The sequence below is a fragment of the Chitinophagaceae bacterium genome (genome assembly GCA_016699815.1).
GTDB lineage: Bacteria > Bacteroidota > Bacteroidia > Chitinophagales > Chitinophagaceae > Ferruginibacter.
In genome coordinates this window covers 737,960-754,477 of the sequence record CP065012.1, presented here as the reverse complement: position 1 = coordinate 754,477, position 16,518 = coordinate 737,960, and the positions used below count along the sequence as shown (strand labels likewise).

Genomic DNA, 16,518 nt, shown 5'->3' with positions numbered 1-16,518 from the left:
TATTAAGGCCCTTTATAATCGTACTGTATTTTAATCATGTTATTTAACCCGTAATTGGTGCTTATATCATAGGCCTTGCGGTATTTGCCATCAATAATTTCCAAAATTGATGTATTGGGTGGAATAAGCCCTAAATTATCTGCAACAAAAATAATATCATTATTGCCGGGCTGTAATGTAACGGTGAGAAACTGGGGTTTTTTCTTAACCGCAAAACCTTGTACAATCCATTGTTCATTCAGGCTTAAAGAAATGGTATCTCCATCTTCTACGGCATCATCCCAAAGGGCCAGGGTAATTTCTGCAGATGTAATTTTAAAACTGTCGAGTAGTTTGGTGTTTCTTTGTAAAGCCCTGTCGGTAATTTGTTTTTGCCCGGCTTGCGACGTGTTGATTCGGATGTTTCCCGGAAAATCTGGTATGGAGGGCTTGCTGGATTCCTCAGGATAATAATAAATTTTTGCCACAATAAAGGTTGCCGAAATATCGGCTTTATCCGTAAAATCCAAAGAGCGGTTTATCGTTCCAAAATTCACTTCCAGCTTTCCGGTATTGGGTGGAGTTTTTCCAAAATTGTCTGCAAAAAAAACCAGCAGGTTCATACCGGTATCGAGGCGTATATCATCATCGGGTTTAAACTGGCTTAAGTCAACATTATCAAATACAGATTTACCGTTTAATACTACGCTTACAGAATCTTCATCGGCCCGTTTGTTATCTGCCAGAGAAATATAACCAAAATCTGAATTTACATGAAAGGTATCAATAAGCCCATAATAAAATGATGAAGTGGAAGGGTTCAAAATTCTCTCAATAGTGGGGCTTTCCCAGGCATTGTTATTTAATTTTTGTAAAATAAAATTTTCATCTTTTAAAATTTCCCGTAACTGCAAAGCAGTGCTTCTTTGCTCTTCAATAAAAGTCATAATGCCCGGCATGGTAACGCCATATTTTTTTGCAGCTATCCTGTTTACCATTAAATAAGGTTCTCCCTTGTTATTTTTTTTCAATGCAAGGGTTCCATTTAAATAAACGGTCCACGACCCGGCGCTAAAGGGTTTTTCTTCTACGGGTATTTTATTACGGCCAATTGCCAGCTCACCGTTGTTTTTTTTCACCAGCAATAATTCATAGGTAGCAGAAAATTCCTTTAAATTAATTTTAAGCTGTGCCGGATAGAGTTGTTTTTTTTCGCCAGCAGCTATTTGAAGGGTTATAGAATAGCTGTTGCTGGAATCGCCGCTTAAAATGCCTATGGCCTGCCATGTGCCCTGGTACTTATCGGCTTGTGCTATAAGCAAAAACGGAAAATAAAGTAAAGTGCATAATATGATGAATGGCTTTATAGGCATTCGTTTGTTTTATTATTCAAAAATATCCAATTTATTTTTAGGCCTCCTGGAATCTTGCCAATGAAACCCTTTTAAATATTTGGAATCTGGCGGAATTTGTTTTAAAGGATATAAAGTTCCATCTACGGCATTGATGAATTTTATTTTATTCAACTCTTTGTTAATAAAATAAATATCTATTACATCGCCGGAACTTCGGTTCATGCCCACATAAGCGCTGTCGTCATCTATGGGAAAATATATACTTTCGGCTGGCGATCCTTTTACCCTCACATAATCTATATTGCCGTTAATAAAATAAGCATTAAGGGTACGCCCTGTAATTTGATTGTACATCTGCTCGTTTTCCCTGGCAATTACCATACTGTTGTAAAATACATATAACTGTTCCGGCTTTTGATTTTTGGTAAACAGGTACATAGTATCGCCGCTCACCTGGTTATTTCCATTCCAGCATACCGGGTTTTGATACATGCGAAAAACCGAGTCTTCGGTGCCGTAATACAGGCTGTCGCTGGCTGCCTGAAGTGAGTCATTGTATATTTTTACATGGTGAAAGGCCAAAAAATACCTTATGGTATCCTGCTTTTGCGATGTATTAATGGCAATAGTATTGTTTACCGTATCTCTTTTTACAACAGTATTTTTTGACGTAGAATCGTATTTTCTTACTCCGGAAAATAAAGTATCGGCAGTAATATAGGTACTGTCATTGTCCCGGTAAATTATCATTACCGGTTTACGGGTTCCTAAAAAGGTATTTTCTTTTTTATTCAGGTAAAGTTCGTCGCCCAGCATTATTATATTATTCACACTATCTACAATTTTACCTTTATCCTGTACTTGTAATATCCCGCTTTTTTCATCGTATGCAATTCTGCCGCCGGTTACGGAAAATGTACTGTCTGCCATAGATGTACGGTCAAAAAATTCTGCCTGTCCAGTTTCTAAATTATATATTCCGTTTTTGGTATTAATTACCGTACCATTTTTATTTACAATTCGGGTAGGCGCAATAAAATAAGCTTCTTTTCTAAGGGTATTGTAACGCAGGCTGTCTGCTTTTATATCGTTTTGTGGATCGGTAAGGTGAACAAATTTTTTGAAGAACACATCTTTGGTATCGGTAAAATAAGTGGCATCGGTACTCGTAAGTATGGTATTGCCGTTTACCACTTTGCCACCATTGGCATAGCTGCCTACGCCGCTGGCAATATTATAAACCATATCATCGGTAAGTAAAGTACCTTTTCCATCGGTAAGTTTTACTTTTTTCTTTAAATAGGCTATGCGTTCCTGGCCAATATATTTTAAATACTGGGCGTAGGTATGTACACTGTCGGCATCGTTGATATGTACATTTCCAAAACATTCGGCTATACCAGTGGCCTGGTTTACGGCTATACTATCGGCAGATATAGTGCTGTTGTCTTGTTTTACTATGGCATTGCCGGCAAGTGTTATTAATGTTGTGGAATCGCTCAATTGTAGCTGCCTCATTCTTTCTCCATTAACGATATTGATGGTACGAGTTGGTTCAGTTTGTGCATACAAAAATATGCAGCTTAAAAGCAGTGGAAATAAAAGTAAATATTTTTTGAAGGGTAGCGCTAATTTCAAGTGCATGTATTAATTACTGCAATATGCATAAATATTAGCTAATACAATCATAAAAATCAATTACCTGAGGTAGCCTTCTCAATATAATAAGGCGAATTTAAAGTATCGGGCAGGGGAATAAGCAGTGGCTCGTTTTTTTGTTTTTTGCCAAAAACAGATACGTTGATATATCTTTTGGGATGGAGCCTGATATCGTCTAAAAGCAGGTTGAGCTTATTGCCTGTTGAAGCCAGGTTTTGGTAAAGCGTAGGGTCATTCATTAGTTTACCAAAAGTGCCATTGGGGTTGTTAAATTGATTTAGGGCAACTTTAAAATGGTTAATAGCCGAATCTAAAGTTAGGTAGGTTTTTTGAATATCCAGTTGGGCAAATTTGTCGGTTGTTTTTTCCAGGTTAGAAGTGATGTTGCTTATTTTTTCGTTATTAGCGGCAAGGTTGCCGGTTATTGAGTTGGCATTTTTTAAGGTTTGTGCCAATGCGCCATTTTGGTGGTTCATCAATACATTTAAAGAGGCAGTAGTGGTTAAAAGCGCTTCTGATATTTTATTGAGGTTGTGGAGCATGGAAGCAATATTGTTTTTTGCCGAAGGATCCAATACGGAGTTTACATTACCGGTAAGCGTATCAATGGTAGTAATGGCTTTTCTTACATCGAGTAATAAAGGGTCAACCTTTGTTAATACTTCGCTAAACAGGCCGGCATGTGCAACAGTGGGAATGGTATCTTTATTTTTGAGAAAAGTTGATGCATTGCCCAAAATAATTTCTACCGATGATGTGCCTAATGGATTAGATTTTATAAACGCAACGGAATTGGAAGGTATCGTAATGTCCTTGGTGATATTCATTTCCACAGTAATGGTTTTCATATCTTTTGCAGGGGAAATTTTATATACCGTACCTACTTGCATACCGTTTATTAAAACCGGGTTGGAATTTTGCAGGCCCTGTATGTTTTGATATAAACCATAAAAAGTGGTGGCGTTGCTAAAAAGTTTTTTGCCTTTAAGAAAGTTAAGGCCAAGTATCATCAGTGCAATGGCAACAGCCACAAGTACGCCTACTTTGGTTTCGTTTGAAATTTTCACTTATTACAATATTTTGAATTCAATTAAGCCGGCCGGCTTAACTAATAAACGTACTTTGGGCTTTGTTTATTACTTTTTTTTAATTCCGGCAAAATTAAGTAATTATCTGGGAGTAGCGGCTGTTTGTATTGGGGTTGTTGTTTTATGTGATTCTATAATTTTTTTGTACCGTACAACAGCTTTGGTAATTACTTCAGCAAGTTCCTGCTGGCCTTTTTCACTGTTGAGATACCTTTCGTCTTCGGGGTTGTTTATAAAACCTGTTTCAATAAGTATAGCGGGCATATTGGTTGCCTGCAATACCCAAATCCCTTTTTGGCGCTGGTTTACACCCAGGGCAGTGCGGTTAGTTTTTTCCACTTCTTCATTTACCAGGGTTGCAATTCGATCGCTCTTTTCCTGGTAGCGCTTGGCATACATTTGTGCCATTACTTTTCCTTCGGGTGTGTTAAAATCAAAATTATTATAAGTAGAATCTGCTTCGCCGGTTTCAATTTCAAAATCACCCTCTTCTTTCATGATGGCTTTTAATTTGTCGCTGGTTTTATGTGCGGCAAATATCCATACACTGGTTCCGGAGCGGGTAAGCGGTAATTTAAAGTGTTCATACACCGGTACCGTAACCTGGTATGCTGTAGAAATTTTTTTTCTTTTCTTACCTTTTCCTTTGTAGCTAATTTTATGGCGTGTTACTTCATGTGTGCCAATTTGCCTTTTACCGCTTTTTAAAGGCCCGGAGTCGGCGTGGATGCATAAGAATAAATCGCCTTTTACTTCATTGGCAATATTGGCCTTCTCTTTAGGATCTTGGTAAATATCAGTTGTTCGGGTAGGTACAATAGTTACATCCGGCAACTGCTTTTTTAATTCTGCCACCAATTTTTTTGAAATGGCAAGGGTAATATCTTTTTCTTTTGAGCGTAAGGAATGTTCGTACTGGCCAATTGCGCCAGGGTCGTGAGCACCGCCATGGCCGGCATCTACAACAATTGTTTTTAATTTTTTGGGCAACTGTGAAAAAACAGTGGTGCTGAATAAGGAAATAAAAAAACAAAAATGTAAAAGTGCAATAGGTTTTACTTTCAACATCGGCATGCAGATTTTAATGGGTTGGGTTTATCACAATAATATTAACAATAGGTTTTGTATTAATAGCTAAATTTGCTGCTCTACAATTTATGCGCTACTGCTACAAAGTTAAGGTAAAAAATAAATTAACCTGGCTGTATGGGTTATTATTCTTATTGATATTAACACAATCATCTGCACTTTATGCAAATAGTGCAAATTATTTTCACACTTGTTTAACTATTTCATTACAACAAGAACCCAGCTTGCTACAGCAAGATACTACCACTAGAAATAAGAGGAACAAAAGTGCAGACACTGTTTCCCTTGCAACTATAGATACTTTTAATTTTAAAATGTCTAAAGATTCATTAACGGCCCCGGTAGTTTATCATGCCGATGATAGCATGGTGATGGATGTTCCTCAAAAAAAATTATTCCTCTATGGCAAAACATCTTCGGTAAAATATACCGATATGCATTTATCGGCACCATTAATTGCTTACGATCAAAAAACCAGCCTGGTAAAAGCACAGCTTTCAAAAGACAGTGTAGGCAATGTTGTGGCTTTTCCGGCATTTGTACAAGGCGATTCAAAAATGGTAAGCGATACCATTGTGTTTAACATGAAAACAGGCAAAGGGCTCACCAAGGGAACTTATACTCATCAGGGGGAATTATATGTTTACGGCGAAAAAATTAAACGGGTAGATGAAAATGTTTTTTATGCACTTAGGGGCAGGTTTACCACCTGTAATTTAGATACGCCGCATTTTGCATTTATCAGTAAGCAAATAAAATTCATTAATAAAAAATGGGCTTTTTCGGGCCCGGTTCACCCGGAGTTTGAAGGAGTGCCTGTGCCCATAGTTTTGCCTTTTGGTATCTACCCGTTAAATGCAGGCAGACATTCAGGTTTACTGGCGCCCACTTTTACTACCAACAATCAATATGGTGTAGGCCTTGAAAACCTGGGTTATTACCATGTGTTTGGCGATTACTGGGATTTGGAAACAAGGGCCTCTATTTTTTCATACGGAGGCCACCGCTTTACTGTGCGTCCACGTTATTTAAAATTGTATCGCTTTGCTGGAAACTTTGAATTTAATTATCTCAACACCAAAGTGCTGGATGTACCGGCTGCAAAATCATTTAATATAAGATGGAGTCATAGAATAGATAATAAAGCAAGGCCGGGTGTGAGTTTTAGTGCAAGTGTAAATGCTGGTAGCAGTAAATATAATTCCAGCGTACCCAATAGCCCTGTGCAAAATTTCCAAAGTACAATGACGTCATCTATTGCTTATGCAAAAGTGTGGAAGAACAAACCTTACAATATCTCTATTACTGCCAACCATGATCAAAATACTTTAACCAGGCTGGTAAACCTCAATTTACCTTCGGTAAATTTTAGCATGAATACCATTTACCCCTTTAGGAGAGAAGAGCCAATAGGGCCATATAAATGGTACGAAAATTTAGGTATTGGTTTAAATACACAGGCCAATAGCAAAACTTTTTTTTATGAGGACACTACAACAAAAGCAACGAAACAGATAGCAGATAATTTTAAATGGGGCGCAATACATTCCGTTCCCATTACTTTGTCATTGCCATCCCTTGGCCCGGTACAAGTTACGCCCAACGTAAGTTACAGGGAGCAATGGTACCAGCAAAAAATATTAAGAAAATGGAATACCGATAAAAAAAGGGTTGATACATTATCACTTAAAGAGGGTTTTTTTGCAGAACGGGATATTTCATTTGCAGTAGGCGCAACCACACGTATTTTCGGTATGTTTACCTTTAGTAAAAAAAGCAAAGTACAGGCAATAAGGCATGAAATAAGGCCTACTATAGGGTTCTCTTATAAGCCCGACATCAATAAAAATCATTACCAGTATATACAGTCAGATACCGCTGGCAGAATGCAATATTATGGCCAGTATGCCAATAATCTTTACCCGGGATTTAGCAAAGGAAAAGCTGGTAATATAAATTTTGGTATAGACAATATTATTTCCATGAAGGTGAGGAACAAAAAAGATACTTCGGCAGGGGCAGTTAAAAAAATTGTATTGTTAGATGGGTTTAATATCTCCGGGAGCTATAACCTATTGATTGATTCTTTTAAAATGAGCAATTTAAGCATTTCGGCACGAAGCAACCTTTTTGAAAAAATTCAAATTACAGCAAGTGCATCAATGGACCCTTATCAAATAGACCCTGCAACCGGCAGGAGGATTGATAAGCTCGTTTGGGGCAAAAGACCCTTTTCACTTGGCCGTATGACATCCGGCGGTATTTCTTTACAAAGTTCTTTTAATGGCGGCAACAACAAATCGGGAGGCGAAGACAATTTATCTATACCCAAAAAGCGTGGCGTAAATTTAGTAGATGATTTTGGAAATGCGATGAATGATTATGAGGCCGAAACACAATATATTCGAAACAATCCCGGCGAATTTGTAGATTATAATATCCCATGGGATATCAGCTTTGGATATTCATTGCGGTACTCTAATTTTTTAAATGCTAATGGCAGCTTTTCCAAATCACTAAGCCAGGATGTGAATATAAATGCATCTATGAACCTTACTCCTAAATGGAAGTTGGGCGCCAACGGATCATATAATATTTCAGCAAAAGAAATAGGAATGGTAAGCATGTTCCTTAGCAGGGATATGCATTGCTGGCAAATGTCCGTTAATATTTCTCCGGTTGGAAAGTTCAGGTATTTTAGTATCAATATTTCCCCCAAGTCTGCAATTTTGAGGGACCTTAAAGTAAACAGAACAAGGTCGTTTATGGAATTGTAAGTTACTTTATTTACTTTTTTTTAAAAGCGAGGTAAGCATAGAATCGTAAACTTTTTGTTTTAGTGCTTTATCATTATTTCCCGGTTCTATAGGTGTTAAAAAATGCATAGATAATTTTGTAGGCAACAAATAAAATGTTTTGTTTATGGGCATGGCTTTTTTTGTACCGGTAATAATACAAGGTAAAATGGGTTTTTGTGTATCAACTGAAAGTTTAAAAGCACCATCATAAAAATCTTTTAAAGGTTTGGCGCTGCGGTTCCTTGTTCCTTCGGGGTAAATGCACATGTGCATACCCTCTGCTAAAACCTTTTTCATTTCTTCAAAACTTTTTATACGGCTTTGTTCATTTTTTCGGTTTACCAGCACCGAACCCCGTTTATAAAACAGGCCAAATACCGGTACTTTTGAAAAGGAGTCTTTTGCAATGGTTTTGTTTGCCCCAGGTACAAATGGCGCCGAAAGAGGTACATCTAATAAGGCATTGTGGTTAAAAGTAACAATATAATTTTTGCCTTTTTCAAAATTTTCATAGCCTTTTATTTTCAAAGGACAAGCTATGAGAAACAGCCAAACCTTCATCCACACACGGGCTACGGCTATAAAATAATCCTGGCCTTTACATTGGTTATTAAATGCATAAGCCATCATTGATACGGGAAAAAAAAGGAGGAAGGTAAGGGTGAAGCTAAGCATACTCCAAATAGCCCAAATACGGCCAAAAATATTTTTTAATAAAGTCATGTTTTTATAATGCTTAAAATTAAGGGCTTAATAAGGCCCAGTCCACAGGTTCAATTCCATTTTTTACTAGTAATTCATTGGCTTTAGAAAAATGCCGGCATCCGTAAAAACCCCTGTCTGCCGAAAAGGGAGAAGGGTGTGCTGCCTTCAAAATAAAATGTTTGGTTTCATCAATTAATATTTGTTTTTCCTGGGCAAACCTTCCCCAAAGGATAAACACAATATTTTCTTTGCTATCGGAAATTTTTTGAATTACCGCATCAGTAAATTGCGCCCAACCTATTTTGGCGTGGCTAAAAGGTTCGCCGCACCTAACTGTAAGCGCTGCATTGAGGAGCAGTACACCCTGGTTTGCCCAGGATGTAAGGTTGCCATAACCTATGGGCATCTTTAAACCCAGGTCTTTTTCCATTTCTTTAAAAATATTTACCAGCGAAGGTGGTGGCGCTACGGTATTAGGAACAGAAAAACTTAGGCCATGTGCCTGGCCGGGGCCATGGTAAGGATCCTGACCAAGGATAACAATCTTAACTTTGTCAAAAGGAGTTTGGTTAAAGGCATTAAAAATGAGCGTGCCCGGAGGATAAATATTTATACCGGCTTGCTTTTCGGTTTTGAGGAAATATACCAGTTCGCCAAAATAATCTTTGTCAAATTCTTCTTTTAATATTTTTTTCCACGAAGGGTGAATTTGTACTTGCATATTTATTGAAGCATTAATTTTTCATTCGAAGTACAATTCAGATTAATTAATATCAAAAAACTTAGTGATCTGGATTGGATTCGAACCAATGACCCACAGCTTAGAAGGCTGTTGCTCTATCCAACTGAGCTACCAGACCAATTTTGGGCTGCAAATATAGCATACCCATTATATTTGCAGGTTAGTTTTTCGGCAAAGGTAAATATATACGAATAAATAATTATTTATAATAATAATTTAAACCTATATATTTGTTAAAAATTTGTTCGATTGGTTCAGTTTTAGGCATTACCTTTGCCACATCTTAACCATAAAAAACAACTAAGTCGCCCTTTGGCGCATTTAAATTAAAACTTAGCGTTTATGAAACAAAAACTTGCGTTAGCATTTATCTCGGTTCTGTTTTCTTTTGCCGCATTGGCGCAGAATTCGAAAAGTAATTTCCGTTCAGAAAAGAAGCCGGCACTTTTTGGTATCCATTTTAGTGCTGCTGATTTTACTACTCCCGTAACTTTTAAAAGCCAGGGTGTAACTCCACGGAACTTTGCCAAATTGAAAGATATGGCTCATGGATTTTCACTATCTTATTGGAAAGGAATAACTCCTACAATAGATTTCTCAGGAAAATTAAGTTCCATTTTTGCAGAGTATGCTGCAATGCGTAACGAATCAGGTAATTTTAAAGAATTTGGCCTGGAACTGGAACCCAGCCTTAATTTTCGCCCCATAAAAGATAATAACTTATTTGCTCCTTTCCTTACAACTGGTATTGGCGCAGGATATTATACCGGTGATTTTGGAGCTTACGTTCCAGCCGGTGGCGGTATCCAGGTAAACTTTAACAGCATGTCTTATATCATGTTGCAAATGCAATACCGCTTTACGCTTACTAAAGATGTAATGAAGGACAATATGTTTTATTCATTAGGTTTCCTCCAAAATTTTGGTCCTGAAAAACCTGCAGAAGTGGCTCCTCCACCTCCACCAGTAGTTTTAGACCGTGATAATGATGGTATTGCCGATGCTGATGATAAATGTCCTGATGTTCCCGGTTTAGCTTCTTTACAGGGTTGCCCCGATAAAGATGGCGACGGTATTGCCGATGCTGATGATAAATGCCCGGATGTAGCCGGTATTGCAAAATACCAGGGATGCCCAATACCCGATACTGATGGTGATGGCATTAACGATGAAGAAGATAAATGCCCTGCAGTAAAAGGTGTTGCCCGCTACCAGGGTTGCCCAATACCCGATACTGACGGTGATGGCATAAACGATGAAGAAGATAAATGCCCAACTAAACCTGGTGTTCCGGAAAATGCAGGTTGTCCGGTAATTGCAAAAGAAGTTATTGAAAAAATAAACTTTGCTGCTAAAAATGTATTCTTTAATTCAGGTAGCTTTAAGTTGATGCCTAAATCTTATAAATCATTGAACGAAGTGGTTAATATTCTTAAAGCAGATGAAAGCCTGTTCCTTGATATAGATGGACATACCGATGCTCAAGGTGCTGATGATAAAAACCAGGTATTGTCTGAAAACAGGGCAAAAGCTGTAAAAGATTACTTAGTAAGCAAAGGAGTTGCAGATAGCAGGCTTACTTCTACAGGTTATGGTGAAACAAAACCCGTTGCTGATAACGCTACAGCAGCAGGCCGTGCTAAAAACCGCAGAACAGAAATGACAGCTAGAAACTATTAATAATAGGATTTCTATAAATAAAAACCTCCGGAATTACCGGAGGTTTTTTTATGTTCCATATCTTTAATAGATTGTGGTTTATAATTGGGATAACTCAGTAAATAACTGTTGTTGTTTCTCGTTAAGATTTGTGGGTACAGTTACATTAAAAGTTACATATAGGTCGCCAAAATACTCTTCGGATTTGTAAATAGGGAACCCTTTGCCTTTTAACCGCATTATACTGTTATTCTGTGTGCCAGCATTTATTTTTAACTTCACTTTTCCATGAAGCGTATCTAATGTTATGGAGCCACCCAAAACAGCGGTATAAAGGTTGATGTCTTTATTTACATACAAATCGTTCCCTTTGCGCTGAAAAGCTGTGTTGTTTAAAATGTGAAATGTTATATATAAATCGCCTGCAGGGCCATTACTTAATCCACTTCCACCTTGTCCGGTGAGCTTAATTTTTTGGCCATCTTCCACACCTGCCGGAACGCTAATGCGGATATTTTTGCCATTGATGGAAAAGGTTTGTTTGTTGGTAGTAAATACATCGCTTAGGTTGAGTTGTAAAGTGGCTTGTATATCCTGTCCCTTCATTTTGCTACGGCCTTGTTTCCTTCCATTTCCAAATAAAGAAGAAAAAAAGTCGGAGAAATCACCATTTTCAAAATTGCCGGTAAATTCATAATCATCAAAACCTCTTCTTCGGCTCCCAGCATGTTGTTGCCGTGCTTTTTCAAAGGCATCACTATGTTGCCAGTCTTTGCCGTAGGTATCATATTTTTTTCGTTTGGCAGGGTCGCTTAAAACTTCATTGGCTTCATTTATCTGTTGAAATTTCCTGTTGGCTTCTGTATTATTGGGATTTACATCGGGGTGGTATTGCCGGGCAAGCTTTCGGTAAGCTTTCTTTATATCTTCTGCACTGGCAGTTTTGGAAACAGCAAGAATTTTATAGTAATCAATATATTCCATCTTACCGGGTATTTTATTTACGAATACTCCATAGCTTCTGCTATCAAATATTGTGCTATGCAGTAGGTAGCCATAATAGCAAGGCCATGTAACGGAAATGTTGTCATAAACTTACTGTAAGCCAGCAGGCTATCTGACAATACAAACAGCAATGCACCTAACACAAACCTAAACCCAATTTTTTTATCCAGGCTATTATAGGCATGAATGCTAAACAAAAACATACTGCCAATTACAAAAGTATAAATAATTACAGGAACTTTTAATGGCCCCAAATGAGGGTACAGGCAAAAAATAAAGTTAATAATATAAGCGAGCAGTAACAATCCAATAATTGGGCTTTGTTTTAAAAGAGTTGGTTTGACTTGTGGGATTTTTATAAAATAAAGGATATAAAGCAAATGGGTAATTAAGAAACTTGCTAAACCAAAAATAAACATATTGGCGTTTGAATTTTCAAACATGAGCAAAGTATCGCCTGCTGCAGCAAAAAGTAAACCGCTAATAATTAACCATGTATTTTTGTTTTTTGCTGCCGGTAAATACATCACATATACGGCAAGAACCAGCATGAGCAAAGGCTTGGTAAATAGCCTTAAAAAATCTTTTTGAAAGGCTATGAAAAGTAAATCGGTAATGGCCAAAAACAAAAAGAGAATTTTTCCATATCTCAAAAAAACATATTTCATACCATAAACTTAGGTTTAAAATTCAACATAGGTTTTTGCATCAAAAAATTTGCGCAGAGAATCTTTTGCCCTGCTGGTATCGGCTAAATTGTTTTTAAAAGGTATGTACAGTTTATATTTTGTAGAGTCTACCTGGTACATCATTACTTTATGGCCAAAGTTTGTATAACGCTGCAGCGCTTTTTCTGCTATAACTTTGTTGTTATATTCCCTAATCACTACTTTAAAAGTAAAGCTGTCTGTTGTTTTTTGGGTTAATAGTTGTAGAGAGTCGGCTTTTTGTTTTGCGGCAACACTATCAGTAAAAAGTTTTGCCCTTTCTTTTTCTACGGCAATAGAATCGGCTGCCTTTGCATTTTGTTCTTCTGTGTGTTTACTTTTATTTTGGTCGTAAAAATAATAAGCAACGGCAGCAGCACCGCATACTAAAAGGGTAATAAGACCGGCAAGCCATTTTTTAGAATTGCTGCTGGTTTTTTTGGGTGACGTGGAAAAATTGACTTCTGCAGATTCTTTTTCTTTTAACTGGCTGGCAGGGGAAGATAACTCCAGCTTTGGGTTCAAGGCATCTCCTTGTAAAAAAGCATAGGCACCTTGCTGTGTTTTGTATAAACTGCCCAGGCCGGGAATAATTAAAGGTTTTCCAATATTTAAAAATTGGCGGGTTAATATGGAGTAAGATTCCAAATCGGAACTTGCCAGGGGTTTTATTTTTCGGGTATGCTTTACAATAAAATCCAAAAGGCCTGCATCTTGCGCAGCATTGCTGTTATACACAAAATTGATAGCATTAGGCGGAAGTGAAACCGGATCATTTTCGGGTAAAAGGTCTACTTCAGGTGATAATTGAAATGTACCAATATTTTCAAGCGTTACGGATTTTGCTTCATATAGGTATTGTACAACCAGATTTTCTATTTTCATTTTAGATAATTAAATTAAACATTTGCTAAGATAGTAAAGCTATCCTTAATTTTACACTATGTTATCAGATAAGGAACTGAGTTTTATTGAATATTGGAAAGACCGAAGACTCCCTTACAGCAGTTTGCAAAGCAAAATTGCAAGGGGTTTACCTATGGCCACTCTTTTTTGTGTGCCGGTTATTATATTGTTGATAGTTGTGTATTTGTTTTTTCCCGACTGGTATGCAAAATTAGCACCCAGTTTTGGATCGGTAGTAGTAACGGTAATTGCACTGTTTATAGCCATGATTTTTATGGCTTTTTTTCGGATGCATTTCAACTGGGAAATGAATGAACAGGTATACCAGCAACTCCTGAAAAAAAAGGAAATGGAAGATGAATTTACCGGTAAACAAAACCAGTATTAGCTGAACATTTCCCTCACCTTATCAAAAAAAGATTTCTCTGTTTTTTCCGGGTGTGGTTCAAAGTTTTTAGAGCCCTGCATTTTTTCAAGCATGGATTTTTCTTCCTGTGTAACTTGTTGTGGGGTCCAAATACTTACATGTATTAACTGGTCGCCTTTTTCATAACCCTGTACCTGTGGAAAACCTTTCCCTTTTAAACGGAATATTTTACCGCCTTGGGTTCCGGGTGGTATTTTTATTTTGGCTCTGCCATCAATGGTGGGTACTTCTACGGTGGTGCCAAAAACTGCATCGGGAAAAGTTAAGTAAAGTTCAAAAGCAACATTTAGTCCATCTCTTTGTAATTGCGGGTGTGGTTCTTCTTCTATTTGTACTAAAAGGTCGCCTGGGCTACCGCCCCTTTCACCGGCATTACCTTTGCCCGAAATGCTCAGCTGCATTCCTTCACTTACGCCTGCAGGTATATCCATATTTACCGTTTCTTCGCCATAAACACGGCCTTCTCCACGGCATGCGGTACACTTATTTATTATTGTGGAGCCTTCTCCATTGCAGGTAGGGCATGTAGTTACCGTTTGTACCTGCCCTAAAAAAGTATTTTGTACACGGCGTACCTGGCCCGAGCCATTACAACTGCCACAGGTTTGTACGCTGGATTTGTCTTTTGCACCACTACCTCCGCAGTTAGTGCATAATATATTCTTTTTTACTTTAATGGTTTTACTGGCGCCTTTGGCAATTTCTTCAAAAGTCAATTTTAATTTTACCCTTAAATTAGTGCCACGGGAGCCGCTGCCACGGCGGGATCTTCCTGAGTTGCCCCCAAAAAAACTTCCAAAGCCACTGTCGCCAAAAATATCCCCAAACTGGCTGAAGATATCGTCCATATTCATTCCGCCACTACCATAGCCGTTGCCCCTGCCATTGCCAAATGCATTGTGGCCAAAACGGTCGTATTGCGATCTCTTGTCCGCATCATTCAATACCTCGTATGCTTCTGCTGCTTCTTTAAATTTGTCTTCTGCTTCTTTATTGCCGGGGTTCCTGTCCGGATGAAATTGCATGGCCACTTTGCGGTATGCTTTTTTAACTTCTTCGGCAGATGCGTTTTTTGCTACACCTAATATTTCGTAATAATCTCTCTTCAAAGTAAATGGGAGTTTTTTTAATATTGGGTGATGGTTAATTGCCTACTACAACTTTTGCAAAGCGGATGAGCTTATCGTTAAGATAATAGCCTTTTTGAAGTACATCCACTACTTTTCCCTTCATTTCTTCACCTGCATTAATTTGCGAAACCGCTTCATGTTTTTCTACATCAAAATTGCTGTGGATGCTTGGCATTTCTTTTAAACCTTTTTGCTGTAAAAGAGATTTTAGTTTAGCAAAAATGAGTTGGTTGCCTTCTGCTACTTTTTCTGCATCCGTTTGAATTTCCATTTGCTTTTCGCCACGGTCCATATCATCTAAAATTTCCAGCAGATTTACAATTATATCTTTGCCCGCTGTTTGTATAAGCTCAATTCTTTCTTTGGCGGTACGGCGTTTATAATTGTCAAATTCTGCAAATAAACGCAAGTATTTGTCTTTTTGTGTTTCCAGTTCAGCAGTTAATGTTGCTAATTCCGAATCATCTTCTTTTAACGGGTTATTGAGATGCGTTTTACCGGGTAATTCCGCATCGGAATTAATGTCTATTTCTATCTCTGAATTTTTGTTATCCTTCATTGATTCATGTTTCGTATGGTTATCCTTCATGATGCTAATTTTTTAATGGCTGCAAAGGTAAGCAGACAAACATTCTGCCAATACATTTTTGGCAGTCAAAATGGCACTAAAATAGTAAAGGGAAATAATTATTTAATTACCTGGAATTTTCCAGACTCTATTATGGAGCCGAATTTATCCCGTAACTGGTAAATATAAACCCCACGATAAAAATTATCGAGGTTTACTTTTAATTGAGAAGGGGGGTTTTTAAATTCCTGTACTTTTTTACCTATAAAGTTGTAAATCTCTATGGTATAGGACTTATCATAGCTATGTTGAAAGCTGAAGTTGATAACTACAGAAGCAGGGTTAGGATAAGTCTTTATCATTTTTTGCTGCATATTTACAGGATCTGTATCAATACTCCTGTTTTGTGCAAATGATGTAAAACTAAGTCCTATTGTAAAAATTAATATATATACTAAACGTTTCAATTTCACTTAAAAGTAATAAATATTCCGATAACAGCAAATTTAAATAATTATGGCTAAATACTTAACTCCAAATGGTTTCTCTTATTGTTATTTAAGATAGTATTTGCAATACAATAATATATAATTATTTCTTAATTTTTTTTGGCAAATAAATATAAAAAAATATTCAAATATAAATGAGATAGTATTAAAAACAGAGAGCCCTGCTCTGCAGCAGGGCCTCCGTTATCCAAA

General features: G+C 37.4%; 15 protein-coding genes and 1 tRNA gene. 3 read left to right on the top strand and 13 right to left on the bottom strand.

What is annotated here, in order from left to right; genetic code table 11:
- Positions 1-2: 2 nt before the first annotated feature.
- The 4 genes from IPO46_03390 to IPO46_03375 form a co-directional block, all read right to left on the bottom strand.
- Entirely contained in the window at positions 3-1,301 is a 1,299-nt protein-coding gene (locus IPO46_03390) for a hypothetical protein (protein QQS63652.1), read from the bottom strand.
- 63 nt (positions 1,302-1,364) lie between these two features.
- The gene (locus IPO46_03385) at positions 1,365-2,906 is read right to left on the bottom strand and encodes a hypothetical protein (GenBank protein ID QQS63651.1); all 1,542 of its coding nucleotides are present in this window, start codon (positions 2,904-2,906) and stop codon (positions 1,365-1,367) included.
- Positions 2,907-3,028: 122 nt separating this feature from the next.
- Positions 3,029-4,060, bottom strand: coding sequence for an MCE family protein (locus IPO46_03380; GenBank protein ID QQS63650.1), 1,032 nt, complete (start codon positions 4,058-4,060; stop codon positions 3,029-3,031).
- 102 nt (positions 4,061-4,162) lie between these two features.
- On the bottom strand, positions 4,163-5,149 hold the full coding sequence (locus IPO46_03375) for an N-acetylmuramoyl-L-alanine amidase (GenBank protein ID QQS63649.1): 987 nt from the start codon (positions 5,147-5,149) through the stop codon (positions 4,163-4,165).
- A gap of 335 nt (positions 5,150-5,484) precedes the next feature.
- Here IPO46_03375 and IPO46_03370 point away from each other — a divergent pair, with 335 nt between their 5' ends.
- A complete protein-coding gene (locus tag IPO46_03370) occupies positions 5,485-7,947 on the top strand; it encodes an LPS-assembly protein LptD (GenBank protein QQS63648.1) in 2,463 nt (820 codons plus the stop codon).
- Positions 7,948-7,953: 6 nt separating this feature from the next.
- Here the strand turns inward: IPO46_03370 and IPO46_03365 are convergent, their stop codons facing one another.
- The 3 genes from IPO46_03365 to IPO46_03355 all read right to left on the bottom strand — a co-directional run bounded on the left by IPO46_03365 (position 7,954) and on the right by IPO46_03355 (position 9,533).
- A complete protein-coding gene (locus tag IPO46_03365; protein ID QQS63647.1) occupies positions 7,954-8,691 on the bottom strand; it encodes a 1-acyl-sn-glycerol-3-phosphate acyltransferase in 738 nt (245 codons plus the stop codon).
- 19 nt (positions 8,692-8,710) lie between these two features.
- Positions 8,711-9,394, bottom strand: coding sequence for a uracil-DNA glycosylase (ung, locus tag IPO46_03360; GenBank protein QQS63646.1), 684 nt, complete (start codon positions 9,392-9,394; stop codon positions 8,711-8,713).
- Between the two features lie 65 nt (positions 9,395-9,459).
- Positions 9,460-9,533, bottom strand: a tRNA-Arg gene (locus IPO46_03355).
- A gap of 224 nt (positions 9,534-9,757) precedes the next feature.
- Between IPO46_03355 and IPO46_03350 the strand changes: the two genes are divergently transcribed.
- Positions 9,758-11,095 (top strand): OmpA family protein, encoded by a 1,338-nt coding sequence (locus tag IPO46_03350; GenBank protein QQS63645.1) that lies wholly within the window; start codon positions 9,758-9,760, stop codon positions 11,093-11,095.
- Positions 11,096-11,173: 78 nt separating this feature from the next.
- Here the strand turns inward: IPO46_03350 and IPO46_03345 are convergent, their stop codons facing one another.
- From IPO46_03345 to IPO46_03335, 3 genes are read right to left on the bottom strand one after another with little or no spacing between them, the layout of a single operon-like run.
- A complete protein-coding gene (locus tag IPO46_03345; protein QQS63644.1) occupies positions 11,174-12,058 on the bottom strand; it encodes a J domain-containing protein in 885 nt (294 codons plus the stop codon).
- A 17-nt stretch (positions 12,059-12,075) separates the two neighbouring features.
- A complete protein-coding gene (locus IPO46_03340) occupies positions 12,076-12,747 on the bottom strand; it encodes a lysoplasmalogenase (protein QQS63643.1) in 672 nt (223 codons plus the stop codon).
- A gap of 15 nt (positions 12,748-12,762) precedes the next feature.
- Positions 12,763-13,671, bottom strand: coding sequence for a hypothetical protein (locus IPO46_03335; protein QQS63642.1), 909 nt, complete (start codon positions 13,669-13,671; stop codon positions 12,763-12,765).
- 58 nt (positions 13,672-13,729) lie between these two features.
- Here IPO46_03335 and IPO46_03330 point away from each other — a divergent pair, with 58 nt between their 5' ends.
- Complete coding sequence (locus IPO46_03330) at positions 13,730-14,080, top strand: hypothetical protein (protein ID QQS63641.1); 351 nt, start codon at positions 13,730-13,732, stop codon at positions 14,078-14,080.
- On the opposite strand, the gene dnaJ is transcribed toward IPO46_03330, so the two are convergent.
- The 3 genes from dnaJ to IPO46_03315 form a co-directional block, all read right to left on the bottom strand.
- A complete protein-coding gene (dnaJ, locus tag IPO46_03325) occupies positions 14,077-15,228 on the bottom strand; it encodes a molecular chaperone DnaJ (GenBank protein QQS63640.1) in 1,152 nt (383 codons plus the stop codon). The two genes, IPO46_03330 and dnaJ, sit on opposite strands and share 4 nt — an antisense overlap.
- Positions 15,229-15,262: 34 nt before the next feature.
- On the bottom strand, positions 15,263-15,808 hold the full coding sequence (locus IPO46_03320) for a nucleotide exchange factor GrpE (protein QQS64308.1): 546 nt from the start codon (positions 15,806-15,808) through the stop codon (positions 15,263-15,265).
- Positions 15,809-15,936: 128 nt separating this feature from the next.
- Positions 15,937-16,284 carry a T9SS type A sorting domain-containing protein gene (locus IPO46_03315; protein QQS63639.1) on the bottom strand — a complete coding sequence of 116 codons (348 nt, stop codon included), beginning with the start codon at positions 16,282-16,284 and terminating at the stop codon, positions 15,937-15,939.
- Positions 16,285-16,518 lie beyond the last annotated feature (234 nt).